General features: G+C 74.8%; 23 protein-coding genes and 1 riboswitch. Of the genes, 12 read left to right on the forward strand and 11 right to left on the reverse strand.

Annotated features, from left to right (window positions below; translation table 11 throughout):
• Window positions 1-81 precede the first annotated feature (81 nt).
• Entirely contained in the window at window positions 82-801 is a 720-nt protein-coding gene (locus AB0N31_RS29615; RefSeq protein WP_366061517.1) for a DUF6766 family protein, read from the forward strand.
• Between the two features lie 17 nt (window positions 802-818).
• Here AB0N31_RS29615 and AB0N31_RS29620 read toward each other — a convergent pair whose 3' ends face one another.
• The 5 genes from AB0N31_RS29620 to AB0N31_RS29640 all read right to left on the reverse strand — a co-directional run bounded on the left by AB0N31_RS29620 (window position 819) and on the right by AB0N31_RS29640 (window position 5,072).
• Window positions 819-1,649 carry an ATP-binding cassette domain-containing protein gene (locus AB0N31_RS29620; protein WP_366061518.1) on the reverse strand — a complete coding sequence of 277 codons (831 nt, stop codon included), beginning with the start codon at window positions 1,647-1,649 and terminating at the stop codon, window positions 819-821.
• Window positions 1,646-2,395, reverse strand: a complete 750-nt coding sequence (gene cbiQ, locus AB0N31_RS29625) for a cobalt ECF transporter T component CbiQ (RefSeq protein WP_366061519.1) — start codon at window positions 2,393-2,395, stop codon at window positions 1,646-1,648. The genes AB0N31_RS29620 and cbiQ overlap by 4 nt, the downstream gene beginning before the upstream one ends.
• A 6-nt stretch (window positions 2,396-2,401) precedes the next feature.
• The gene (locus tag AB0N31_RS29630) at window positions 2,402-2,797 is read right to left on the reverse strand and encodes an energy-coupling factor ABC transporter substrate-binding protein (protein ID WP_366061520.1); all 396 of its coding nucleotides are present in this window, start codon (window positions 2,795-2,797) and stop codon (window positions 2,402-2,404) included.
• The gene (locus AB0N31_RS29635; protein WP_366061521.1) at window positions 2,794-3,501 is read right to left on the reverse strand and encodes an energy-coupling factor ABC transporter permease; all 708 of its coding nucleotides are present in this window, start codon (window positions 3,499-3,501) and stop codon (window positions 2,794-2,796) included. The genes AB0N31_RS29630 and AB0N31_RS29635 overlap by 4 nt, the downstream gene beginning before the upstream one ends.
• Before the next feature lie 29 nt (window positions 3,502-3,530).
• Window positions 3,531-3,716, reverse strand: a riboswitch (cobalamin riboswitch).
• A 183-nt stretch (window positions 3,717-3,899) separates the two neighbouring features.
• Window positions 3,900-5,072 (reverse strand): PP2C family protein-serine/threonine phosphatase, encoded by a 1,173-nt coding sequence (locus AB0N31_RS29640; RefSeq protein ID WP_366061522.1) that lies wholly within the window; start codon window positions 5,070-5,072, stop codon window positions 3,900-3,902.
• 146 nt (window positions 5,073-5,218) lie between these two features.
• Here AB0N31_RS29640 and AB0N31_RS29645 point away from each other — a divergent pair, with 146 nt between their 5' ends.
• The 3 genes from AB0N31_RS29645 to AB0N31_RS29655 all read left to right on the forward strand — a co-directional run bounded on the left by AB0N31_RS29645 (window position 5,219) and on the right by AB0N31_RS29655 (window position 7,556).
• Entirely contained in the window at window positions 5,219-5,704 is a 486-nt protein-coding gene (locus AB0N31_RS29645; protein WP_366061523.1) for a MarR family transcriptional regulator, read from the forward strand.
• 199 nt (window positions 5,705-5,903) lie between these two features.
• Window positions 5,904-6,950 (forward strand): YihY/virulence factor BrkB family protein, encoded by a 1,047-nt coding sequence (locus AB0N31_RS29650; protein WP_366061524.1) that lies wholly within the window; start codon window positions 5,904-5,906, stop codon window positions 6,948-6,950.
• Between the two features lie 54 nt (window positions 6,951-7,004).
• Window positions 7,005-7,556, forward strand: coding sequence for a phosphatase PAP2 family protein (locus tag AB0N31_RS29655; RefSeq protein ID WP_366061525.1), 552 nt, complete (start codon window positions 7,005-7,007; stop codon window positions 7,554-7,556).
• Between the two features lie 252 nt (window positions 7,557-7,808).
• Here the strand turns inward: AB0N31_RS29655 and AB0N31_RS29660 are convergent, their stop codons facing one another.
• Window positions 7,809-8,765: a helix-turn-helix transcriptional regulator gene (locus AB0N31_RS29660; protein ID WP_366061526.1), complete on the reverse strand. Its 957-nt coding sequence runs from the start codon at window positions 8,763-8,765 to the stop codon at window positions 7,809-7,811.
• A gap of 259 nt (window positions 8,766-9,024) precedes the next feature.
• On the opposite strand from AB0N31_RS29660, the gene AB0N31_RS29665 reads away from it, so the two are divergent.
• The 6 genes from AB0N31_RS29665 (at window position 9,025) to AB0N31_RS29690 (ending at window position 17,172) form a co-directional block, all read left to right on the forward strand.
• Window positions 9,025-9,333 (forward strand): ANTAR domain-containing protein, encoded by a 309-nt coding sequence (locus AB0N31_RS29665; protein WP_366061527.1) that lies wholly within the window; start codon window positions 9,025-9,027, stop codon window positions 9,331-9,333.
• Window positions 9,334-9,589: 256 nt separating this feature from the next.
• On the forward strand, window positions 9,590-12,385 hold the full coding sequence (locus AB0N31_RS29670; protein WP_366061528.1) for a BTAD domain-containing putative transcriptional regulator: 2,796 nt from the start codon (window positions 9,590-9,592) through the stop codon (window positions 12,383-12,385).
• Window positions 12,375-14,300: a BTAD domain-containing putative transcriptional regulator gene (locus tag AB0N31_RS29675; RefSeq protein WP_366061529.1), complete on the forward strand. Its 1,926-nt coding sequence runs from the start codon at window positions 12,375-12,377 to the stop codon at window positions 14,298-14,300. Before AB0N31_RS29670 ends, AB0N31_RS29675 begins: the two co-directional genes overlap by 11 nt.
• Window positions 14,301-14,415: 115 nt before the next feature.
• Window positions 14,416-15,285, forward strand: coding sequence for a helix-turn-helix domain-containing protein (locus AB0N31_RS29680; protein WP_366061530.1), 870 nt, complete (start codon window positions 14,416-14,418; stop codon window positions 15,283-15,285).
• 180 nt (window positions 15,286-15,465) lie between these two features.
• On the forward strand, window positions 15,466-16,437 hold the full coding sequence (locus AB0N31_RS29685; protein ID WP_366061531.1) for an alpha/beta hydrolase: 972 nt from the start codon (window positions 15,466-15,468) through the stop codon (window positions 16,435-16,437).
• Between the two features lie 18 nt (window positions 16,438-16,455).
• Entirely contained in the window at window positions 16,456-17,172 is a 717-nt protein-coding gene (locus AB0N31_RS29690) for an alpha/beta hydrolase (protein ID WP_366061532.1), read from the forward strand.
• A 110-nt stretch (window positions 17,173-17,282) separates the two neighbouring features.
• On the opposite strand, the gene AB0N31_RS29695 is transcribed toward AB0N31_RS29690, so the two are convergent.
• From AB0N31_RS29695 to AB0N31_RS29710, 4 genes are all read right to left on the reverse strand, one after another.
• Window positions 17,283-18,008: a metallophosphoesterase gene (locus tag AB0N31_RS29695; RefSeq protein ID WP_366061533.1), complete on the reverse strand. Its 726-nt coding sequence runs from the start codon at window positions 18,006-18,008 to the stop codon at window positions 17,283-17,285.
• A complete protein-coding gene (locus tag AB0N31_RS29700) occupies window positions 18,005-18,313 on the reverse strand; it encodes a hypothetical protein (RefSeq protein ID WP_366061534.1) in 309 nt (102 codons plus the stop codon). Before AB0N31_RS29700 ends, AB0N31_RS29695 begins: the two co-directional genes overlap by 4 nt.
• Window positions 18,313-19,008 carry a nucleotidyltransferase family protein gene (locus AB0N31_RS29705; protein WP_366061535.1) on the reverse strand — a complete coding sequence of 232 codons (696 nt, stop codon included), beginning with the start codon at window positions 19,006-19,008 and terminating at the stop codon, window positions 18,313-18,315. Before AB0N31_RS29705 ends, AB0N31_RS29700 begins: the two co-directional genes overlap by 1 nt.
• 130 nt (window positions 19,009-19,138) lie before the next feature.
• On the reverse strand, window positions 19,139-19,558 hold the full coding sequence (locus AB0N31_RS29710; protein WP_366061536.1) for a hypothetical protein: 420 nt from the start codon (window positions 19,556-19,558) through the stop codon (window positions 19,139-19,141).
• Window positions 19,559-19,642: 84 nt separating this feature from the next.
• Between AB0N31_RS29710 and AB0N31_RS29715 the strand changes: the two genes are divergently transcribed.
• Together AB0N31_RS29715 and AB0N31_RS29720 are read left to right on the forward strand one after the other, a co-directional pair.
• Entirely contained in the window at window positions 19,643-20,401 is a 759-nt protein-coding gene (locus AB0N31_RS29715) for an IclR family transcriptional regulator (RefSeq protein WP_366061537.1), read from the forward strand.
• A gap of 128 nt (window positions 20,402-20,529) precedes the next feature.
• Entirely contained in the window at window positions 20,530-21,735 is a 1,206-nt protein-coding gene (locus tag AB0N31_RS29720; RefSeq protein WP_366061538.1) for a PP2C family protein-serine/threonine phosphatase, read from the forward strand.
• A 63-nt stretch (window positions 21,736-21,798) separates the two neighbouring features.
• Here the strand turns inward: AB0N31_RS29720 and AB0N31_RS29725 are convergent, their stop codons facing one another.
• A complete protein-coding gene (locus AB0N31_RS29725) occupies window positions 21,799-22,056 on the reverse strand; it encodes a hypothetical protein (protein WP_366061539.1) in 258 nt (85 codons plus the stop codon).
• Window positions 22,057-22,290: the final 234 nt, after the last annotated feature.

Below are 22,290 nucleotides of genomic sequence, written 5' to 3' on the forward strand. Positions count from 1 at the left end.
CGTGAGAACCATGTTCGTCACCGTCCTGCTGATCGTCGGGGCCGGCCTCGCCTACCTTGTGACACTGGGGCTGATGCACCGGTGAGCGGGCGCGACTCAGGGGCCCGTTCCCACGGACGCGGCGGCATCCGGGGCTTCGTCAAGGACAACGGCCTGGGGCTGTTCTTCACCCTCGGGTTCCTGCTGACCCTGGTCGGGCAGGCGTTCGCCGGACAGGCCGACTTCAACGACCAGCTGGCCGCAGACCAGCTCCAGACCGTCGGTTTCCTCACCTACGTCACCTCGTCCGACTTCGCGGTCGACGTGGCGGAGAACTGGCAGTCGGAGTACCTCCAGTTCTTCCTCTACATCGGGGCGACGATCTGGCTGCTCCAGCGGGGCTCCCCGGAGTCCAAGGAACCGGGAAAGTCCGGCACCGAGTCCGACGATGACCAGATGGTCGGCGAGCACGCGGTGGCGACCTCGCCCAAGTGGGCGGCGGCCTCCGGCTGGCGGCGCACGCTGTACTCGCACTCCCTGCTGCTGGTCATGGGCACCATCTTCGTCCTGTGCTGGCTGGTGCAGTCGATCACCGGCGTGGCCGCCTACAACGAGCAGCGGCTGCGTCAGCTGCAGGCACCCTTGAGCTGGTCCCAGTACCTGGGCGCCGCCGACTTCTGGAACCGCACGCTCCAGAACTGGCAGTCCGAACTGCTGGCCGTCGCCTCCATGGCGGTGCTGTCGATCTACCTGCGCCAGCGGGGCTCACCGGAGTCCAAGCCGGTCGGCGCGGCGCACGACGCCACCGGCGTCGAGGGCTGAGGCACTCTGTCGCGGACTCAGCCCCCGGCCAGCAGCGCCGCCAGTTCCTCCGGGCTGCGCGGTCCGGCCTTCCCTTCGGACAACAGGCCCTGACCGGCGAGCAGTCGGGCGACCGCGATGCCCCAGGGCAGGCGCAGGCCCGCCTCGCGGAGCAGGTCCGTGCGGGCCAGCGAGATGTCCGCCGGACCGGTGTGCACGCCGGACGGGGTGAGCAGGGCCGCGTCGTCGGCCCAGCGCAGGGCGAGATCGACGTCGTGGGTGGCCATCACCACCGTCGTACCGGACGCGCGCAGCCCGTCCAGCGTGGTGAGCAGCCGTTCCTGGCCGTCCGGGTCGAGCCCGGCGGTCGGCTCGTCGAGGATCAGCACGCGTGGCCGCATCGCGACGGCGCCCGCGATCGCGGTCCGCTTGCGCTGCCCGTAGGACAGCAGGTGAGTGGGCCGGTCGGCCAGGGCGGTGATGTCCAGCGCGGCGAGCGCCTCGTCCACCCGGACCCGCACCTCGGCGTCGGGCAGCCCCAGGTTCAGCGGCCCGAACGACACGTCCTGGGCGACGGACGCGGCGAACAGCTGGTCGTCGGGGTCCTGCACCACCAGCTGCACGGTCGTCCGCAGCCGGGTCAACCCCTTGCGGTCGTACCCCACCGGCCGTCCCTCGACCGTCAACGTGCCGGTGCGCGGGCGCAGTCCGCCGCTGAGCAGTCGCATCAGGGTCGTCTTCCCGCTGCCGTTGCGGCCGAGCAGGGCGAGGGCGCGCCCCGCGCGCACCGTGAAGTCGAGGTCCTCGAGCACGGCCGGGCCGTCCTCGTACCCGAAGCAGACACCCCGCAGGGCGACCAGCTCGCTCATGACAGGGGCCTTTCCAGGACGAGGGTGAGGGCGGCCAGAGCCACCAGGAGGGCGGCCGCGGCCGCCGTGAAGCGGGCGGAGACACGGGCCTCGGGCACCAGGACGCGCAGGGTGCCGTCGTAACCGCGCCCGGCGAGCCCGGCCTGCAGCCGCGCCGCCCGGTCGAAGGCCCGCACGAACGCGGTGGCGCCGAGCCCGGCGAGCGAACGCCACTCGGCGGCCCGGCCGGTGTGCCCGAGCCGGGCCGCCTGCGCCTCCCGGATCCGGCGCATCGAGTCCAGCAGCAGGAAGCTCATGCGGTACGTCACCAGGGCGACGTCGACGACCGGCGCGGGCACGCCTGCCCTCACCAGGCGGGGCAGCAGATCCGACATGGGCGTGGTGAACGCGAACAGCAGCACGCCGAGTGAGGCGGCCGAGGTGCGCAGCATCAGCTCCCCGGCCCGCACCGGGCCACCGTCGGCCGGGGACACGAACCCGTCGGGCCCGCCCACCTGGACGAGGAGGGTGAGCGCGCCCGTCGCGCAGAAGCCCAGCGGGACCCGGTAGGCGCGCCACAGCCGGCGGGGCGGCACCCCCGCCGGACCCAGCAGCAGGGCGAGTGCCGTCACCAGCACCAGGGCCGCGCCCGGCCAGGGCGGCAGGGAGATCGCGAGCAGGGTGAGGCCGAGCCCCAGCACGGCCTTGTCCACGGGATGACGGTGGCGCCAGCGACTGCCGTGCGCCGCCGCGTCGATCGGCAGCACGTCCGATCAGACCCGTTCCTGCGGAGACTTCCCGGCGTCGGGCGTGCTCACGTCGTCCCGCGCCTCGGCCCCGTCCTGTTTCTCCTCCAGGCGGGCCAGCGCCCGCAGTTCGCCCTGGCGGCGGCCACGGCGCACCCCGAAGTAGTAGGCGAGGACGCCCGCGCCCAGGGCCGCCTGGAGGGAGAACAGCGCCGACTCGATCTCCCCGGACGGAGGCTCGTACAGGGGCGAGAACCACGGTTCGTAGTCCGGCTCCAGCTCGGTGATCGCCGTCTCCGCCTCGCTGTCGGAGCCGGTGAACGGCTGCTCCTTGTGGTCGCCGAGACCCAGGGCCAGCGGCAGCACCGCGAGCGCGAGCACGGCGAGCAGCAGCAGGAGGTTGATCTTGGTGTTCCGCTTCACCGGGCCACCGCCCCGGTCGTGTCCGGCTTCCGGTTCCGGCCCCCGGTCACCAGCACGCCCAGCCGGGTCAGTTCGCCCTTGCTGGACTGCACGAGGAGACGCATCACCAGGACGGTGAGGAGCCCCTCGCTCACGGCCAGCGGGATCTGCGTGACGGCGAAGATGGACCCGAACTTGCCGAGCGCGCCCAGGAACCCGCTGCTCGGGTCGGGGAACGCCAGCGCCAGTTGCACGCTGGTCACGCAGTAGGTGGACAGGTCGGCGACGAACGCGCCGGCGAACACCGTGACCATCAACGGCACGCCGTAGCGCCGCAGCAGGCGGTAGACGCCGTATCCGGCCCACGGTCCGACGATCGCCATCGAGAACACGTTGGCGCCGAGCGTGGTCAGGCCACCGTGCGCGAGCAGCAGGGCCTGGAAGAGCAGGGTGATCGTGCCCAGCACGGCCATGATCGGCGGCCGGAACAGGACGGCGCCCAGGCCGGTGCCGGTGGGATGCGAGCAACTCCCGGTCACCGAAGGGAGCTTGAGTGCGGACAGGACGAACGTGAAGGCGCCGGAGGCGCCGAGCAGCAGCGTGCTCTCGGGATGCTCCCTGACTTCACGGGTGAGCGACCGGGCTCCGTGGACGACGAACGGCGCCGACGCGACGCTCCAGGCGACCGCGTGCGCCGGAGGCAGAAAACCCTCGGCTATGTGCATGGCTCAGCAGACCCTCTCCAGCACCTCGTGGATGGTTGACGCGCCTTGGCCGGTCTCCTGGCTGACGGGTACCACCGCCCGTGCTCCGCCTTCCCGGGTCCGTGAGGACCCAGTGGCTGCCCGCGAGGGCCGGAGCCGGACTTCCCGATCACAGTGGCGAGGGCCGCACCGGCATCACACCGGATTTCCCGTTCACCAAGGCGTGGTGACAGTAGTGCGAGGACAGGGGCGGTGACAAGCGGGAACGGGGGCGCACGGGCGGCGGACGCGGGGTGCCGACCCGGCGCACACCGGCCGCGCCGGGGCCGCACCGCGGTCACGCGGACACCGCTCGGCGGCCGTGTCGGTTCCGACACACCGGTCGGTCGGCGGCCGTGCCGGTCCGGGAATCCGGAGGGTCAGCGGCCGTGCCAGTCCAGGCACACCACGAGCGCGTCGTCCTCCGTCACGGACCCGCCGCGGTGCCCCGCCAGTTCGCGCAGCACGGCACGCGGGACCTCGGCCGCCGGCAGCAGCCGGGTGGCCGTGATCGCGCGGGCCAGGGCGGCGTCCCCGTACGTCCCTCCGCCGGGCGGAGCGACCGCGTGGACGCCGTCGCTGACGAACACCAGCCGGTCCTCGGGCTCCACCTGGAACGGCTGCGCCACGTAGTCGGTCTCCTCGAACATGCCCAGCGGCAACTGGGCTTCCAGGTCGACGGGTTCGACGGTGCCCGCCCGCAGCCGCAGCAGCCGCGGTGAGCCGGCGTCCACCACCTGGGCCCGGCCCGTGGCGACTTCGACCTCCAGCATCAGCACCGGCAGGTGGCAGCGGCCCCGGTAGTGGGCGTGCACCGCCTGGTCGGCCAGCGCCGCCTGGTCGGCGATCGGGAGGCCGGCCCGTCGCGCGTTGCGCAGCGCGCTGACCGCCAGGCTCGTCAGCAGCGACGCCTCCGTGCCGTCCCCCATGCCGTTGTTGACGTACAGGGTGAGGCGGTCGTCCGTCGCGGACCAGTCGAAGTTGGCGCCGCGGACGGCGTAGGCGGGCTCCATCTGGGCGCCGAGCGCGTATCCGGGGCCGGTGCCGGAGCGGGCCGGGAGGAGCTGCCACTGCATCTCCGCGGCCAGGGTGAGCCGTTCCCTGCGCCGGGCCCGCAGGTACAGGTCGGTGGCCCGCTCGGCCACGACCACCTCGTGCCCGAGCACCTGCGCGACCTCCGCCAGCTCGCCCAGCACGTCCGGCACCCCGCCGTCCTCGGGCAGCGTCACCGACAGCACCCCGAGCCGGTCGCCGCGCACCGAGACCGGCAGGTGCGCCCGCACCCGCCCGTTCCCGGCCGGTTCGACGTACGGCTCCTGCGCGCCGAACGCCCGGCCCGCGGCGCTGCCGTACACCGACACGGGCTCCTGGTCCCGAGGTCCGGCCACCGGCTGCAGCGACGTCAGGCCGTAGTCGGCCATGAGCAGCTCGGCGGAGAGGGCCGCGTACTGCTCGACCAGCGCACGGCGGACGGCCTCGACCAGTTCATGAGGTGCCGCCTTCCGCAGGGCACGCTCGGCGGTGACGAATCTGTTCGTGACGGGGGATACCACGACGGGAGTAACACCGATCCTTCGCTCGGGGGCCGGTTCGCCGGCCGGAGGTGTCCCGCGCGCCCGGGCGGCGCGGCGGGTTCGAGGGGTGCCGGGGGCGGGGGAGCCGCTAGTACGCTGACGGTCGTCCCAGTGCCTGCGAGAGTGTGACCGTGACTGCCTTCCGCCATCGCCCGGACCCCGACGAGGTCGCACGGGTGACCGCGACGGCCGCCGAGCTGCTGGAAGTGCTGTGGGGGCGGGCCTCGACGGCGCCCGCGTCCGCGTCCCAGCTGCGCGTGCTGTTCGTCCTGGAGCACCAGGAGGGCATCAACCTGCGCACCCTCGCCGACTCGCTGGCCTCCACCCCGCCGTCGACGAGCCGCCTGTGCGACCGGCTCCAGGCCGCCGGGTTGGTGGAGCGGGTGGTGAGCCCCTCCGACCGGCGTGAACTGCGGCTGCGCCTCAGTGGCCGGGGGCGGGCCTTCCTGGCCGACCTGCGGGAGCGCCGGGAGCGGGAGCTGCGGGCGGTGCTGGCGGGGATGCCCGCGGGGAAGCGGAGCGCGCTGCTGGAGGGGCTCGACGCGTTCTGCGAGGCGGCGGCGGCCCGGGCGCACGACGGGCTCCCGGACTCCGGCAGCCGCACGGCCTGACCGGCGGACCGCGACCGTGGCCGCGCCGGCCGGCGCCGGGAGCCGGCATCCGGGGCGGCGCCCCGACCGGGACCTGCACACAAAGCACACACATGAGCACTGCTACCCCGAGCCGCCGCGAACCTGTACGGGCCGTGGCCGAGATCTCGGGGGAGGCGGGGAGGGCATGGACCGGCCCGCGCGGGTTACTCCGTCCCTCATGGCACGGACATCGAGAACCCGACCCGACGAGCAGGCGGAGCGCCCGGGGCCGGACGAGCAGGCGGACCGCCCGGGACCGGACGAGCAGGTGGAGCGCCGGGCGCCGGACGATCCGAGCGGACTGCCCAAGCGGTCCTGGTCGGCGGTGCTGAAGGGCACGGTGAAGGAGTTCAAGGACGACGAGCTCACCGACCGGGCCGCCGCCCTGACCTACTACGGGGTGCTGTCGATGTTCCCCGCCCTGCTGGTCCTGGTCTCGCTGCTGGGGGTCGCCGGCAAGTCGGCGACCGATCAGGTGCTGGAGAACCTCCAGAAGCTCGCACCGGGGTCGGCCCGGGACATCATCAGCGACGCGGTCACCCAGCTCCAGGGACGGGGCGGCGTCGGCTCCCTCATGGCGCTCGTCGGCATCGTGCTGGCGGTGTGGTCGGCCTCCGGCTACGTCGCCGCCTTCATCCGCAGCGCGAACGCCGTGTACGACATGCCGGAGGGCCGGCCGGTGTGGAAGGTGCTGCCGGTCCGGGTCGGCGTGACGGTGGTGCTCCTCGTGCTGGCCGTGATCAGTGCCCTGATCGTGGTGTTCACCGGGGGCATCGCCCAACGGGCCGGCACGGCGCTGGGCATCGGCGACACCGCGCTGACCGTGTGGTCGATCGCCAAGTGGCCGGTTCTGGTCGTCCTGGTCACCATGATGATCGCGCTGCTGTACTGGGCGACCCCCAACGTCAAGGGCCGCGGCTTCCGGTGGATCACGCCGGGCAGCGTGCTGGCCCTGCTGATCTGGCTCGTCGCCTCGGCGGGCTTCGCCTTCTACGTGGCCAACTTCGGCTCGTACAACAAGACCTACGGCACGCTCGCCGGTGTCATCGTGTTCCTGGTGTGGCTGTGGATCAGCAACATCGCCATCCTGCTCGGCCTCGAGTTCGACGCGGAAATGGCCCGCCAGCGGGCGGTCGCCGGCGGACTGCCGGAGGACGAGGAGCCGTACGTGCCGCCCCGGGACACCCGTGCCTGGAGCGAGGAGGACCAGCGCCGTATGGAGTGACGGGCGCCCCACGGTCTTCCGTTAAGGATCGCCCGACGCGGGAAGTCGCAGCTCATGGGTGCTTGGGAGGATCTGAGGGACGGCGACCACCGACTGACGCGGAGGGTGGCGTCGTGGCGGTCGCCCGCCGCGCGGCAACTGCTTCCGGCGGTGGAGGAGGCGGCGCAGCACACCAAACTCTGGTGGGGCGCCGCCTTCGTGATGGCCGCGGCCGGGGGCCGGCGGGGACGCCGGGCCGCCGCGGCGGGCGTGGTCAGCATGGGCGTGGCGGAGCTGGTGTCCAACGGCGTGGTCAAGCAGCTCTGGGACCGGCGCAGGCCACCGAAGGAGTGGATCCCGCACGAGGAGGTCCACGACCGGCCCGACTCCTCCTCGTTCCCCTCCGGGCACACGGCGGCCGCCGTGGGCTTCACCGCCGCCGTCGCGGCGGTCTGGCCGCCGGCCGGCGCCCTGTGCGCGGTGCCGGCGGTGATGGTGGCCGGCGAACGCGTCCACACCGGAGCCCACTACCCCTCCGACGTCGCCGTCGGCGCGCTGATCGGCCTGGCCGCCGCCGCGCTGACCCACCGCGCTCCCCGCCTGGCCGTCCGCGCGGCACTGTCGTGAAGCGCCCCGGGACGACACCGCCGCGGCGCGCCCTCGAAGTCGGGCAGTCGGGCCCGCGTGGCCGAGCAGTCGCGCTCCTGGGCGACCCCCGCCGGCTCCCGCGTCCCGAACGGTGAGGAGCCCTCGGCGGGCCACACCCGTCACCCGGGGGGAAAGGTCCCCGAGGACGTCGTCGACGCGGGGGACACCCACCGGAGCACCCGCCCCCTCGACGGGGACGGGAGCGTCGCCGCCGCGGACGCCGGGCGAACCTCAGCCGGCGAGCGTGCGGTGCGGCGGGCGGCCGTACGCGGAGCGGTACAGGGTGGCGAAGCGGCCCGGATGGAAGAAGCCCCAGCGGGCCGCCACGTCGGTGACCGTGGTGCCGTCGAGCGGGTTCGCGGCCCGCAGGTCCTCGTGCGCGTGGGCGAGCCGGACCCGGCGCAGGTGCGCCAGCGGCGTGGTGTCGAGGTGCCGCCGGAAGACGTACTGGAGGGCCCGCACGGTGACGTGCGCGGCCGCCGCGATGTCGGCGACCGTGACCGGTTCGGCGGCGTGGTCGTCGATGTAGGCCAGCGCGCGGCGCAGCGTCGCCGGCCGGGCGTCGTTGCGGTCGGTCGCGGTCGGCTCGGTGAGCGCCGTGTTGGGGAACGCGGCGAGGACGCCCGCCGCGAGGTGCTGGGCGGCGGTGGCGGCGACCAGCGGCTGGTCGGCGACGCCGGGCGCGGCCAGCACGTGGTCGCGCACGTAACCGATCGTCTGCCGCAGCTGCCGGGCCGCGGCCCGGGAGTGCGGCCGGTGCCCGGTCAGCCGGACCGGCCCCGGCCTGCGGCCAGGGGCGGTGGCGGCCACCTGGGCGAGCAGATCGGTGTCGAGCATGGTGATGTTGTATCGGGCCACGCAGATCCGCCCCGAGTACGGCAGCTCCGGCGGCGCGAAGGACACCACGTCGCCCGGTCCGAAGGCGTCCTCCACCCCGTCGTAGGTGTGGTCCCGGATGGTGCCCTCGTGCACGAGGCACAGGCAGATCCGGCCCAGCGGGGTGACGGAGTAGCTCATCTCGAAGCCGAGGTCGAGCTCGTCGACGGTCACCGAGGGCATCGCGGCGCGGCTGACCCTCGTCCGGCCGGTCTCCGACCCGCCGCTGTCGATGCGCATCCTGGCGTAGGCCCGGCTGAGGAAGTCCTCGGTCAGACCGAGGTCCTCACTGTCGAAGAGCAGCGTGTCCATGAATCCTTCGTCCGACGGGTCGAGCGGCCCGCACGCGGTGCGCCGGGCGGCAGCCGGCCGGCTCCCGCCCCTCCGCACACTTTCCCCGCATCCCGGTGCGCATTCGTTTTCCGGATCGGCACCGGTGATGTTGTTCGTCTGCGGTGCGGCCGGACCGGCCCGTGCTGTGCAGGCTGGACAGGGACGGCACGGTGACGCCGCACTGGCCGCCCGCGCCTTCGCGGGCTCCTGACGAGGGGAAACACACGTGGAATGCGACATGGCCGCGGAGGAGGAAGTCGAGGCGCGGGTCGCCGCCCTGCAGGAGGAGGTGGCCCAGCTGCGGCAGGCCGTCGCCTCCCACGCCGTGGTCGACCAGGCGATCGGAGTGGTCGTCGCCGTGGGACGGCTGCGGCCCGAGCAGGGCTGGGAGGTGCTGCGGGAGGTCTCCCAGCGCACCAACACCAAGCTGCGCGAGGTGGCCGAGTACGTGGTGCAGGGCGCCCACTGCCGCTGGCTCCCCGACGAGATCCACCGGGCGCTGACGGACGTGCTGGCCCGCGTGCGGTCGGCGTCCACCGGGCGCTGACAGGCGCGTCGGCCCGCGTGCGGCCGCTGTGGGCGGGCCTCCGGCACGGCGCCCGCGACCTGCGGTTTCCCGGCTTCCGGACGAACTCCCGGTAACCCCGGCCGTGACGTAGGGTCGGCCTCCGGGGAGTGACACCGGAGGGGGAAGACGTGCCGCTGGAATCCGTGCGGTTCGCCGTCCTGGGGCCCGTGCGCGTGCGCCGGGGCGAGACCGAGCTGGAGCTGGGCGGGCGGCAGGAGCGGGCCAGCCGGTCGGCATGGACGAGATCATCGACACCCTGTGGGGGACCGCCCCGCCCCGCAGCGCGGTCAACGTGGTCCGCCGGCACGTGGGCTCGCTGCGGCGCCTGCTGGAGCCCGGCCTCGCCGCCCGCGCGGAGGGCCGCTGGCTGCTGCGGGACGCCGGCGGCTACCGGCTCGCGACCGACGCCGACTCACTGGACCTGGCCCGCTTCCGCGCCCTGCGCCGGGCCGCGGAGCGGACGGCACGGGAGTCGCCCGAGCGGGCCCTCGGCCCGCTCACCGAGGCGCTCGCCCTGTGGCGGGGACCGGTCGCCGCCGGCCTGCCCGCGGCGGCCCGCGCCCATCCGGCCTTCGACGCGGTGGACCGCGAACGCCTGGCCGCCGTGCGCGAGGCGGCCGACGCCGCCCTGCGCGCCGGACGTCCCGTGGCCGTCCTGCCCCACCTGCACCGGGCCGCCGCCGCCCATCCCCTGGACGAACCCGTGCGGGCCGCGCTGATCCTCACCCTGGCGGCGGCGGGCCGCCGGTCCGAGGCCCTCGCCGTGTACGACGCCGTACGGACCCGGCTCGCCGACGAACTGGGGATCGATCCCGGTGCGGAACTGCGCCGGGCCCGCGAGACCGTGCTGCGGTCGGGGCCCGGCGCGGGCGGGGCGGCGGTGCCCGGACCTGCCGACGCGCGTCCGGGCGCGGACGCGTCCGGCGCTCCCCCCGCGGGACCGTGCGAACCCCTCGTCCCGGCCCCCGGGGAGACCCCCGCCGGTCTCTCCGCCTTCCCGGTCCCCGCCCAGCTCCCGCACGACATTCCGGCGTTCACCGGCCGCAGCGGCGAACTCGACGAGATCCTCGCCCTCACGCCCCGTGACGCGACCGCACCCGACACCGTGGTGATCAGCGCCATCGGCGGCATGGCCGGCGTCGGCAAGACCACCCTCGCCGTGCACTGGGCGCACCGCGTCGCCCACCGCTTCCCCGACGGCCGGCTCTACGTCAACCTGCGCGGCTACGACCCCTCCGGCGCGGTCATGGAGGCCGGCGAGGCCGTCCGCGGCTTCCTGGACGCCCTCGGCGTACCGCCCGACCGGATACCGCACGGCGTGGACGCCCAGGCCGCCCTCTACCGCAGCGTGCTGGCCGGGCGGCGGATCCTCGTCGTCCTGGACAACGCCCGCGACAGCGACCACGTACGGCCCCTGCTGCCCGGCTCGCCCGGCTGCCTCACCGTCGTCACCAGCCGCGACGCCCTGGCCGGGCTGGTCGCCACGCACGGCGCCCACTCCCTGACACTGAGGCCCTTCGACACCGGGCAGGCGCGGGCCCTCCTCGTCCGCCGTCTGGGCGCCGAACGGGTCGAGGCCGAACCGCGCGCCGCCGACGAGATCACCGAACTGTGCGCGGGACTGCCCCTGGCCCTCGCCTGCGTCGCCGCGCGCGCCGCCGCACACCCGCACTTCCCGCTGTCGGCCGTGGCCGCCGAACTGCGCGAGGCGCACGGCAGCCTCGACGCGTTCGCCCGCTCCGACGCCTCCGTGGACGTCGGCACCGTCTTCTCCTGGTCCTCCCGCCAGATCTCCGACGCGGCGGCCCGGCTGTTCCGGCTGCTCGCCCTGCACCCCGGCCCCGACTTCACCCTGCCGGCCGCCGCCGCCCTGGCCGGACTGCCGGTCCGCCGCACCCGGCCGCTGCTGGCCGAACTGACCGGCCTGCACCTCGTCGCCGAGCACAGCCCCGGCCGGCACGCCTTCCACGACCTGCTGCGCGCCCACGCCGGCGAACTCGTCGAGGAGCGGCACACCCACGCCGAACGGCGGGCGGCCCTGCACCGGCTGCACCACCACTACCTGCACACCGCCCACGCCGCCGACCGGTTGCTCGCCCCCAACGCCGACCCGCCGCCGCCCCCGCCCGCACCCGAGGGCGTCCACCCCGAACCGCTCGCCGACGACGACCGGGCCCTCACCTGGCTCACCGCCGAACACGCGGTGCTCCTCGCCGTCGTCGACCACGCCGCCACCACCGGGCAGGAACGTCTCGCCTGCCATCTCGCCTGGTCCCTGGAACCGTTCTTCGACCGCCGGGGCCACTGGCACGACGCGCTCACCGTCCAGCGCACCGCCCTCGACGCCGCCCGACGGCTCGCCGAACCCGCCATGGAGGCCCGCGGGCTGCGCGGCCTCGCCCGCATCGAGGGCCGGCTCGGCCTGCACGACCGGTCCCGGCCCCGCCTCGAAGCGGCCCTCGAACTGTTCACCGGCCTCGGCGACGACACCGGCCGTGCCAACACCCACCGCAGCCTCGGCTGGGAGAGCGAGCAGCGCGGTGACCTGCCCGGCGCCCTGCGTCACAACCAGCTCGCCCTCGCCCTGTTCCGGGCGGTCGGCGACCGGGCCGCGCAGGCCAGCGCCCTCAACTCGGTCGGCTGGTACCACGCGCTGCTGGGCGAGCACCGGCAGGCGCTGACGCACTGCTTCGAGGCCCTGACCACCCTCCAGGACCTCGGCGACCGCTACGGCCAGGCGGCCACCTGGGACAGCATCGGCTACGCCCACCAGCAACTCGGCCGCCACCCGCAGGCCCTCCTCGCCTACCGCAACGCCCTCGCCCTCCTCGGGGACCTCGGCGCGCCCTACGCCGAGGCCGACATCCTCGCCCGGGCCGGCGACACCCACCGCGCCATGGGAGACGAGGACAGCGCCCGCGCCGCCTGGACCGAGGCCCTCGCGCTCCTGAGAACCCTGGACCACCCCGACGCCGAGCGGGTCCGGGCCCGGCTGGCCGGACGGGACGGCGGTCAGGCCAGTGCCTGCTGACCCCGCCGTGACGCGGTTCGAGGTGCTGGGACCGGTGCGGGTGTGGCGCCAGGACGCGGAACTCGACCTCGGGTTCCCCCAGCAGCGCGCCCTGCTCGCCCTGCTCCTGGCCTGCGCGGGCCGGCCGGTGCCCACCGGTGAGCTGCTCGCCCTGCTGTGGCCGGGGCAACCGCCCGCCAGCGCGCTGAACGTGGTGCGCCGTTACCTCGGCGCGCTACGGCGCCTGCTGGAGCCGGAACTGCCGCCCCGCGCCCCCGGCCGGCGCCTGCTGCGCCGTCCCGGCGGCTACCTGCTGGAGGCCGCCCCGGACGAGGTCGACCTGCTGCGCTTTCGCGAACTCACCCGGCAGGGCAAGCGGGCGGTCGCCACCGGCCGGGCCGAGACGGCGGCCCTGCGCCTGATCGGGGCCCTGGGGGAGTGGCGCGGACCGGTGGCGATGGGCATCCCCGCCGCCGCGCGCGAGCACGTCCAGTTCACCGCCCTCGGCCGCGAACTCCTCGAGGCGGCCCGGCTGGCGGCCGACGCCGCCCTGCTCTGCGGCCGGTCCGCACAGGTCCTGCCCGTCCTGCGCCGGGCCGCCGCGCTCGATCCGCTCGACGAACCGCTGCACGCCCGGCTGGTCCTGTCCCTCGCCGCCTGCGGCCTCCAGGCGGAGGCCCTCGCGGCCCACGAGGAGGTCCGCCGCCGGCTCGCCGCCGATCTCGGCACCACTCCCGGTGCCGAACTGGCGGCGGCCCACACGCGCGTGCTGCGCCAGGACGTGGGCCGGCTGACGGCGGGGCCGCGCGTGCGCCTCGGCCGACGGGCCCCGGTCGTACGGGTGGGGCCGGACCCGCGGGACGCCGACGGCACGTCGGGCGCCGCCCCCGCCGTACCGGACCGGACGGCGTCCGCGGGGCACGCCCGGCTCCCCCCGGATCCCGCCCGCTTCACGGGGCGCGCGGCCGAGCTGGAGTGGCTGACGGCGGCGTGGGACGCGGCCGAGGGGACCGCGGGGGCCCCGGCGGCCGTGCTCATCGGGGGCATGGCGGGCGTCGGCAAGACCGCCCTCGCCGTGCACTGGGCCCACCGGGCCACCGGCCGCTTCCCCGGCGGACACCTCTACGTCCCGCTGCGCGGCAGCGACCCGGCGGGGCGCGCGGCACAGCCCGAGGAGGCGCTGCGGACGGTGCTCACGGTCCTCGGCGTCCCCGCGGCCCGGATGCCGGCCGGGCCGGCCGCCCTGACCGGCCTGTACCGCACCCTGCTGGCCGGCCGGCGCGTCCTCGTGGTCCTCGACGACGCGGCCGGCACGGAACAACTGCGTCCGCTGCTGCCCGCCGCACCGGGCTGTCTGGCGCTGGTCACCAGCCGCCACGCCCTGCCCGGCCTCATCGCCTCGGGCGCCCGCCCGCTGCGCGTGGAGCCGCTCCCGGCCGAGGACGCCCGCGCGATGCTGGCCGGGTTGATCGGCGACGGCCGGACGGCCGCCGAGCCCCTGGCCGCCGACGAGATCGTCGCCCGGTGCGGCCGGCTGCCCCTCGCGCTGGCCGCCGTCGCCCGACGGGCGGCCGGCCGCCGTCGGCTGCCCCTCGCGGACCTCGCCGCCCACCTGCGTGCGACGCGAGGCACCCTGGAGGCCTTCGCCGATTCCGGTGGAACGGCCGACGTCCGGGCCGCCTTCCTGGGCTCCTACCGACTGCTGAGCCCCGAGGCCGCCCGGTTGTTCCGGCTCCTGCCCCGCCACCTCGGGACCGACATCACCCCGGCGTCGGCGGCGACGCTCACCGGGCTGCCGGTCCGCGGGACCCGTCGGCTCCTCGGCGAACTCGCCGAAGCCCACCTGATCACCGAACACGCCCCCGGCCACCACACCCTGCACGACCTGCTGCACGCCTTCGCCGCCGAGCGCGCCGAACCCGCCGGACGTACCTGACGAGCCGAGCGCGCGCCCCCGCCGTCACTGCGTTGTCACTCTTTTTGCACATCCCCCGGCCTACCGTCCGGACGACGCGTCAGACAGTCGTCCACTCAGGAGGCACCGCCGGAAGATGTCCACCACCAGCACGATCGACACACCCGTCTGCCGGACGCCCCTGGGCGTCGAGATCATGACCGCCGAGACCGGCCCCGGCCGGCTGCCGGGCGAGCGGGCACCCCGGCCGGAGCACCGGCCGCACGCACGGGAGGCCGGCGAGTACCTCTTCGTGGGACTCCGGGCCGCCACCCGCCTGCCGGCCCCCGACCCGGTGAGCGTGCGTCTCGCCCCCGGCGACATCTGCTTCTACGACGCCCGCCGCCCGCCCGCCCTGGACTTCCCCGAACGGTTCCGCGCCACCGTCTTCCTCGTGCCGGCCGACCTGCTGGGCCTCACCCCCGCCGACGCGGGACGGATCACCCGCACCCCGGTCGCCCGGACCTCCCGGCTCGGCGCGCTGCTCTCGCCGCTGCTGTCCGACCTGGCCCGCACCGCGGTCAAGGCCCGGCCACCGGTGGGCGAGATGCTCGCCGGGAACGCCGTGAACCTCCTGGCGACCCTCGCCGCCGAACAGCTCGGCACCGTCACCCCGGGAACGGGCTCCCAGGCGCCGCCCATGACGGCCCGCATCATGGAGTACGTCGAACTGCACCTGACGGAACCGGAACTGTCCCCGGAGACCCTCGCCCGAGCCCACCACATCTCCGTGCGCTACCTGCACAAGCTGTTCCAGGACGAGGGAACCACGGTCGGCCGCTGGATCCTGCGCCGCCGCCTGGAGGAGTGCCGCCGCGATCTGACGCGCCACGGCCGCGGAAGCCGCACCATCGCCGCCGTGGCGGGCCGCTGGGGCTTCACGAGCGCCACGCACTTCAGCCGCGTGTTCCGCACCGCCTACGGCATGTCCCCCCGCGAGTGGCGGGACCGCGCGGGCCGGGGCTGACGACGTTCCGGCGCGGTGACGGCTCCGTCAACGGCTCCGCCGTCGGCGCGGCCGACCGGACGTCACGCGCTGTGCGCTCTGAGCACACTGCCGTTGCACCTGCGGACAACTCCCGTCCGTGGAGCGCCTCTAGCGTGAACGGGCAGGACAGACGCACACCCCCGACAGCAGGAGAATCTCATGTCCGACGTCGTCGAGCCGGCCGCGCCGGTGCTGGAACCCGCCGCCCAGGCGTTCGTGGAGGCGACCGCGAACCCGCCGTACCTGTTCGACCTGGCGCCGGCGGAGGGACGCAAGGCCGTCGACGAGGTGCAGTCCGGCGAGATCGACAAGCCCGCCGTGGACGAGGAGTGGATCACCGTCTCCGGCGGACCCACGGGCAGCGTCCGCGCCCGGATCGTCAAGCCGGCCGGCAGCCGGGGCACCCTGCCCGTCATCCTCTACATCCACGGCGCCGGCTGGGTCTTCGGCAACGCCCACACCCACGACCGCCTGGTGCGCGAACTCGCCGTCGGCGCGGGCGCGGCCGTCGTCTTCCCCGAGTACGACCTCTCGCCCGAGGCCCGCTACCCCGTCGCCATCGAGCAGAACTACACGGTCGCCCGCTGGATCGTCGAACAGGGCGCCACCAAGGGCCTGGACGCCACCCGCATCGCCGCCGCCGGCGACTCCGTCGGCGGCAACATGACCGCCGCCCTCACGCTCATGGCCAAGGAACGCGGCGACGTGCCGCTGGTGCACCAGGTCCTCTTCTACCCGGTGACCGACGCGAGCTTCGACACCGGCTCCTACCACCAGTTCGCCACCGGCTACTTCCTGCGCCGTGACGGCATGCAGTGGTTCTGGGACCAGTACACCACCGACGAGTCCGAGCGCGCCCGGATCACCGCCTCCCCGCTGCGCGCCACCGTCGACCAGCTCACCGGCCTGCCCCCGGCCCTGGTCATCACCGGCGAGGCCGACGTCCTGCGCGACGAGGGCGAGGCCTACGCCAACAAGCTGCGCCAGGCCGGCGTCCCCGTCACCGCCGTCCGCTACCAGGGCATCGTCCACGACTTCGTCATGCTCAACGCCCTGCGGGAGACCCACGCCGCCGAGGCCGCGATCACCCAGGCCGTCACCACCCTCCGCACCGCCCTGCACACCGCCTGACCCGAGGAGACACCCGGCATGAGCACCACCCCCACCGTCCTCCTCGTCCACGGCGCGTTCGCGGACGCGACCAGCTGGTCCGGTGTCATCACCGAACTCCAGCGCGACGGCATCCCCGTGATCGCCCCGCCGAACCCGCTGCGCGGCCTGGCGTCCGACGCGGCGTACGTCGCCTCCGTCGCCGCCCAGATCGACGGCCCCGTGATCCTCGTCGGCCACTCCTACGGCGGCGCCCTCATCACCGTCGCCGGCGTCACGGAGAACGTCGTCGGCCTCGTGTACGTCGCCGCCTACGTCCTGGAGGAGGGCGAGAGCCTCGGCGAGCTCCAGGGCCGCTTCCCGCTGTCCCCGCTGGTCGACAACCTCAGGCAGTGGACGTACCCGGTGCCGGGCGGCGAGCCCGCCGCCGAGGTCACCATCGCCGAGGACGCCTTCCCGTCCGTGTTCGCCGCCGACGTGCCGGCCGAGGTCACCGAGGTCCTCGCCGCCGCCCAGCGCCCGCTGGCGGCCGCCGCGTTCGAGGAGACCGCCGCCGCGGCCGCCTGGAAGAACAAGCCCTCCTGGGCGCTGATCGCCGGCGCGGACAACGCCATCAACCCCGAGGTCGAGCGGTTCGGCGCCAAGCGCGCCGGCGCGACGGTCGTGGAACTCGAGGGCGCCTCGCACGCCGTCGCCGTGTCCCGGCCGAAGGAGGTCGCGGACCTGATCCGCACCGCGGTCCGCGCCACGAGCTGACACCGGGCGCACCTGGGGCTCCCCTCCCTCGTGCGAAGGGGAGCCCAGCGCACAGATGAGCGTGTTCGAACATGCGGGCCGGCGCCGGACGGCCGGCACGGGGCCCCCGGTCAGGCGGCGTGCAGCTGGTACACGTTGAACGCCCGCCGGATCACGGGCTGGGCCACGTTCCGCACCCGGACCCCGCCCGCCGTCATTCCGTGCTCGGTGCCCATGTGGGCGTGGCCGTGGACGGAGAGGTCGGCGCCGGCCGTGTCGATGGCCTCGGCCAGCAGGTAGCTGCCGAGGAACGGGTAGATCTCCGGCGGCTCGCCGGCGAGGGTGTCGGCGACGGGGGAGAAGTGGGTGAGCGCGACCCGGACGTCGCAGCCGTCCCGGCCCAGCTCCGCCAGCGCGCCGTGCAGCGCGTCCGCGCTGCGCCGGGTGTAGCGGACGAACTCCTTCATCAGCGGCTCGCCGAACTCTCCGGCGCTGCGGCCCACGAACCCGCCGCCGAAGCCCTTGGTCCCGGCGACGCCGACACGCGTGCCGCCGCACTCCACGACGGTCCCCTCGCCCTCCAGGACCGTCACGCCCGCCTCCTGGAGGATCCCGGTGACCTTCTCGGGCTGCTCGTCGTGATGGTCGTGGTTGCCGAGCACAGCCACCACCGGCACCGGCAGACCCCGCACCTCCCGGGCCACCACCCGCGCCTCCTCGGGCGTACCGTGCCGGGTCAGGTCGCCCGCCAGCAGCAGCAGGTCGGCGCACTGGTCCAGGGTTTCGAAGGCGGGCCGCAGCAGGCCCTGGCTGTCGGAACCCATGTGGATGTCCCCGACGGCTGCTACGCGGATCATGGCAGGTCCTCCGCATGGTCGGGCGAGGCGGTCTCGGCCACCACCACGTCGGTGTGCACGGCGAGTCCGGCCAGTTCCTCGTGGACGGTCCGCAGCAGCGTCTCGCGGCACTGCACGGAGGGCACCGTGCCGGTCACCACCACCGACCCGGCGCGCACCTCGGCGCGCACGCCCAGTTCGGCGAGTTCCTCGGCGGCGAGCCGGTCGTGCAGATGGGCGACGCGGTACTCGATGTTCCCGGCGTCCCCGGCAGGCCGGCCGGCGCTGTCGGCACCGCCGCCCGCGGGCTCGGCGAAGGGCTTCATCACCGGTCCTCCTTCGGCCTGGGCCTCGGCGGAATGACGTCCAGCCGTTCCAGGAAGTAGAAGAACGCGTCGGACATCGGCTCGTCGCCGCAGTCCCGGCGCACCCGGTCCCAGTCGACCTTCTCCCGGAGCACCCGGGCGATCGGCAGGACCGCCCCGAAGTCGCAGTGGTGCTCGGAGAAGGCGGCCACCCGGCTGTGCACCAGGTCGGTCGGCGACAGGACCGGCATGAGGACCGAGTCGACGGAGAGCCGCTCGGCCCGCTCCAGCAGCTCCGTGCCGACCGGCCGGTGGGCCAGTTCGAAAATGAGGTCGACCTGCTGACCGAGGCAGCCGGCCTTCAGCAGCCAGTCCTCCGGCGGCTCGTACACCGTCAGCCCCGCCTCCCGCAGCGTCTCCGCGACGGCTTCCGCGTCCTCGGGGCGGATGGCGAAGTCGACGTCGTGCTGGAGGTTCTGGGTGCCGCCGTGGGCGTACACGGCGACGCTGCCCGCCAGGGCGAACGGGTGGCCCTTGCGCTTCAGGAGGGAACCGACCTGTTTGGCGGCCTGGAGGATCGCCTGGTTGCGGTCGAGCGGCAGCTCCTGCGCGGGCACGTCGTTCGGCGGGGCGGGATCCGGTTCTCCCGTCGCCAGCCGCAGTTCCGCGACGCCCGCGGGCTGGTCCAGAGCGTCGTCGTCCGCGTGCTGCGTCATCGCTGCCCCCTTCTCCTGGACGGTCCGTCACCCGGCGCGTCCGGCGGGCCGGGTCCGGAGGACCGTGACGTCGAGATCTCCGGGTACCCGGCGTGACGCCGTCGACACGAGTGCCCGCCGGGCCCGGGCCTCAGACGCCGTGCCCCTGCCCCGCGAGCCAGCGGTGCACGGCGTCCTTGTCGGCCGGGGTGATGCGGGCCGGCCCGTCGACGCGCGGGCCCTCGTCCTCGTTGAAGCCGGTGTCGGTGACCCTGGCGGTGACCCAGGTGGCGAGGTCCTCCGCCGTGTGGGCCGACAGGGAACCGTGTTCCCACTCCGCCCGGGCCCGGCGGGCCGCCGCCGGGTCGTGCCGCTCGGTCTCCGCCAGCCAGGCCGGAACCAGCCGCTCCACGGTGTCGCGCTCCTCGGACGGGGGGACCCGCCGCGAGCCCTCACGGTCCGCGTCGTTCGTGCCGCTCGCGTGGTTCATGCCGCTCATTCCCTTCACGCCTTCCGCGCCCTTCGTGCCCGTCATCGCGTTCGCGTCGTACGCGCCGCTCGTGTCCTTCACGTCGTTCGTCGGACCGGGTGCCCCGAAAGCGACGCTTCCTCCGCCCGCCTTGCCCGTTCCCCGCCCCTGACGCACGCTGGACGCATGGGTGCGCAGGGCGGGCCGACGCTGATCACGTCCGTCCAGCGGGCCTTCCGCCTGCTGGAGGCGGTCGGCGCGCACGAGAACGGCGCCCCGGCGAAGCAACTCGCCCGCGAGACCGGCCTGCCCCTGGCGACCGCCTACCACCTGCTGCGGACGCTGGTCCACGACGGATACGTGCGCAAGCTGGAGGACGGCGGCTTCGTCCTGGGCGACAGGCTCCGGACGCTGCACTCGACGGGCCGCGGGCAGGAGCTGCTCAACCGGGTCCGTCCGGCGCTCGCCGCGCTGCGGGACGAGCTGACGACCGCCGCCTACCTCACCTTCTACGAGGACGGCGAGATCCGGGTCGCCGAGATCGTCGACGGCCCCCGGACACCCCGCGTCGACCTCTGGGTGGGCTTCGAGGACGCCGGGCACGCCACCGCGCTCGGCAAGTCCGTCCTGCGCGAGCTCGACGACGAGGCCCGCCGCGAGTACCTCTCCCGCCACCACCTCCGCGACCTCACCCCGCGCACGATCACCAGCCCGGCCGAGCTGCTGCGCCGCCTGGACGCCGCGCCGATGGCCCCGGCCGTCACCGACCTGGAGGAGTACATCCTCGGCACGGTCTGCGTCGCCGTCCCCGTCTACAGCGGGGACACCCTCGGCTCGCTCGGGGTGTCCCTGCCGGCGGACCGGCTGCCCCGGCTGCGGCAGATCAGGGAGCGGCTCATCCCGACGGCGAGCCGGGTGACCAGGGGCCTGTCGCTCACTATCTGAAAACCCTCTCCTTGTGACGCGCGGGTCGAACCCGTATTCCTGGAGGAAACAGGAGTTCCGGGGGCGATCCCCCACGCACGGATCTCCATGCAAGATCCCCCTGCACAGACGAGGACTGCGGACACCCCATGAGCCAGGCCCGAGACCGTCGTGACGGCCACCGGACCGTGCGGCCCTTCCACCGACGCGCGCGCGTCCCCGGGGCGTCGGCGGTCCGGCGGGCCCTCGCGTGGCCGGCCGCGGCGACGGCCGTGCTGCCGGTGCTGCTCGTGACCGTCGTGGTGCTGGCCTTGGACCTCGCCGGCGGGGCCGGGGTGATCTGGCTGCCGCTGCTCGCGGCCGGGCCCGCGCTGGCCGCCACCACCAACGGTCCGCGCGGTGTCCTGTGCGTCGGCCTGCTCGCCGCGGCGTTCGGCGTCGTCCACGGCCTGCGGCACGGCGTACCGGGAGGTGACCTGGCCGCCGTGCTCTCCGTCCTGGTCGCCGTCACCCTGGCGAGCGGCCTGGCCAGCGTGTTGCGCGGGCGCCGGGAACGGGTCCTCGCCGCCGTGCGTTCGGTCGCGGAGACCGCCCAGCACGCGCTGCTCGTGCCGGTGCCGCCCACGGTCGGCCCGTTCCAGGTCGCCGTCCGCTACAGCGCCGCCGCGGCCGAGGCCCGGATCGGCGGCGATCTCTACGCCCTGGTGTCCACCCCGTACGGCGTCCGCCTGATCGTGGGCGACGTGCGGGGCAAGGGGCTGCCGGCCGTGGGCACGGCCGCGCTGGTGCTCGGTGTCTTCCGGGAGGCCGCGCACGACGAACCCGACCTCCTCGCGGTCGTCGACCGGATCGAACGCAGCCTGGCGCGCAACCTCGGTCCCGACGACTTCGTGACCGCCGTGGTAGCCGGACACCCGCGTCCCGGGCAGCTGGAGGTGGTCAACTGCGGACACGCGCCCCCGCTGCTGGTCCGCGCGTCCGGCGGCGTCGTCCCGGTGGATCCGCCGCGTCCGGCCCCGCCGCTCGGCCTGCGCGCCCTCACGGACCAGACCCCCGACCTCGATGTCCTGCCGTTCACCGACGGCGACCAGCTGCTGCTCTACACCGACGGCGTCACCGAGGCCCGCGACGGCGACCGCGAGTTCTATCCCCTCCACGACGGGCTGGCGCGGACGCTGACCGACGAGCCGGTACGCACCCTCACCGCGCTCCACGACGATCTGCTCGCCCATGTGGGCGGCCACCTGCACGACGACGCGGCGCTGATCCTGATCCGCAAACCGCTCCTGCCCCACCGGCCGGCTCACGCGTGCGCGCGCGGCGGTGAGGGGTCCGTCGTACGGGTGGCGGACTGAGGCCGGCGGCCCTCCTCGCGCCGTGTGTCGGGAAGGGCCGCCGGCCTCGGGGATGCGGGGTGCTCACGCCAGGGCGTGGGTGAGCCAGCGGTGCAGCGTCGACTGCACGCCGTGGGGGAGGGCGCTGAGCTGCTCGATGGCCTCACGGTCACCGGGCATCGGGGCGATCCCGGCGGTGGTGAGGACCGCGTGGAGTTCCAGGCGGCGCACGTCCCGGGGGTCGAGCGCCGGTTCGAAACGGCGGGCGGGGTCCGGCGGCGCGAGGAGGAAGTCCTCGCTCGCCCAGGAGGGCCGGCTGTGCGTCGTGGTGAGGTGGGCCATGGCGGTTTCCTCTCGTGCAGGGGTCGCGGAGGTTGCCGGGAGTGACTCCTCGGCCCGGGGTCCCGGTTGCGGTACGCCGCCGGAACCACCCGGATGCAGCAGCGGGCCCCGTGCGGGATCCGGAGGCACCGGAAGTTCCTGGAGGCCTTCACGGCCGTCGGCCGGACGGGCTCCGTCAGCCGATCGCCGGAGTCGGCCGATGCGAGCCGGCGCGCACCATGCCCGACGGGGGCT

The organism is Streptomyces sp. NPDC051051, from assembly GCF_040682975.1.
Taxonomy (GTDB): domain Bacteria; phylum Actinomycetota; class Actinomycetes; order Streptomycetales; family Streptomycetaceae; genus Streptomyces.

What these genes read in the sequence shown, in the direction of transcription:
- AB0N31_RS29655 (WP_366061525.1), top strand. Translation starts at nt 7,005, where the DNA reads ATGGGTGCTTGGGAGGATCTGAGGGACGGCGACCACCGACTGACGCGG.
- AB0N31_RS29670 (WP_366061528.1), top strand. Translation starts at nt 9,590, where the DNA reads ATGGACGAGATCATCGACACCCTGTGGGGGACCGCCCCGCCCCGCAGC.
- AB0N31_RS29720 (WP_366061538.1), top strand. Translation starts at nt 20,530, where the DNA reads ATGAGCCAGGCCCGAGACCGTCGTGACGGCCACCGGACCGTGCGGCCC.
- AB0N31_RS29635 (WP_366061521.1), bottom strand. Translation starts at nt 3,501, where the DNA reads ATGCACATAGCCGAGGGTTTTCTGCCTCCGGCGCACGCGGTCGCCTGG.
- AB0N31_RS29680 (WP_366061530.1), top strand. Translation starts at nt 14,416, where the DNA reads ATGTCCACCACCAGCACGATCGACACACCCGTCTGCCGGACGCCCCTG.
- AB0N31_RS29660 (WP_366061526.1), bottom strand. Translation starts at nt 8,765, where the DNA reads ATGGACACGCTGCTCTTCGACAGTGAGGACCTCGGTCTGACCGAGGAC.
- AB0N31_RS29690 (WP_366061532.1), top strand. Translation starts at nt 16,456, where the DNA reads ATGAGCACCACCCCCACCGTCCTCCTCGTCCACGGCGCGTTCGCGGAC.
- AB0N31_RS29650 (WP_366061524.1), top strand. Translation starts at nt 5,904, where the DNA reads ATGGCACGGACATCGAGAACCCGACCCGACGAGCAGGCGGAGCGCCCG.
- AB0N31_RS29695 (WP_366061533.1), bottom strand. Translation starts at nt 18,008, where the DNA reads ATGATCCGCGTAGCAGCCGTCGGGGACATCCACATGGGTTCCGACAGC.
- AB0N31_RS29620 (WP_366061518.1), bottom strand. Translation starts at nt 1,649, where the DNA reads ATGAGCGAGCTGGTCGCCCTGCGGGGTGTCTGCTTCGGGTACGAGGAC.
- AB0N31_RS29665 (WP_366061527.1), top strand. Translation starts at nt 9,025, where the DNA reads ATGGCCGCGGAGGAGGAAGTCGAGGCGCGGGTCGCCGCCCTGCAGGAG.
- AB0N31_RS29715 (WP_366061537.1), top strand. Translation starts at nt 19,643, where the DNA reads ATGGGTGCGCAGGGCGGGCCGACGCTGATCACGTCCGTCCAGCGGGCC.
- AB0N31_RS29700 (WP_366061534.1), bottom strand. Translation starts at nt 18,313, where the DNA reads ATGAAGCCCTTCGCCGAGCCCGCGGGCGGCGGTGCCGACAGCGCCGGC.
- AB0N31_RS29705 (WP_366061535.1), bottom strand. Translation starts at nt 19,008, where the DNA reads ATGACGCAGCACGCGGACGACGACGCTCTGGACCAGCCCGCGGGCGTC.
- AB0N31_RS29685 (WP_366061531.1), top strand. Translation starts at nt 15,466, where the DNA reads ATGTCCGACGTCGTCGAGCCGGCCGCGCCGGTGCTGGAACCCGCCGCC.
- AB0N31_RS29725 (WP_366061539.1), bottom strand. Translation starts at nt 22,056, where the DNA reads ATGGCCCACCTCACCACGACGCACAGCCGGCCCTCCTGGGCGAGCGAG.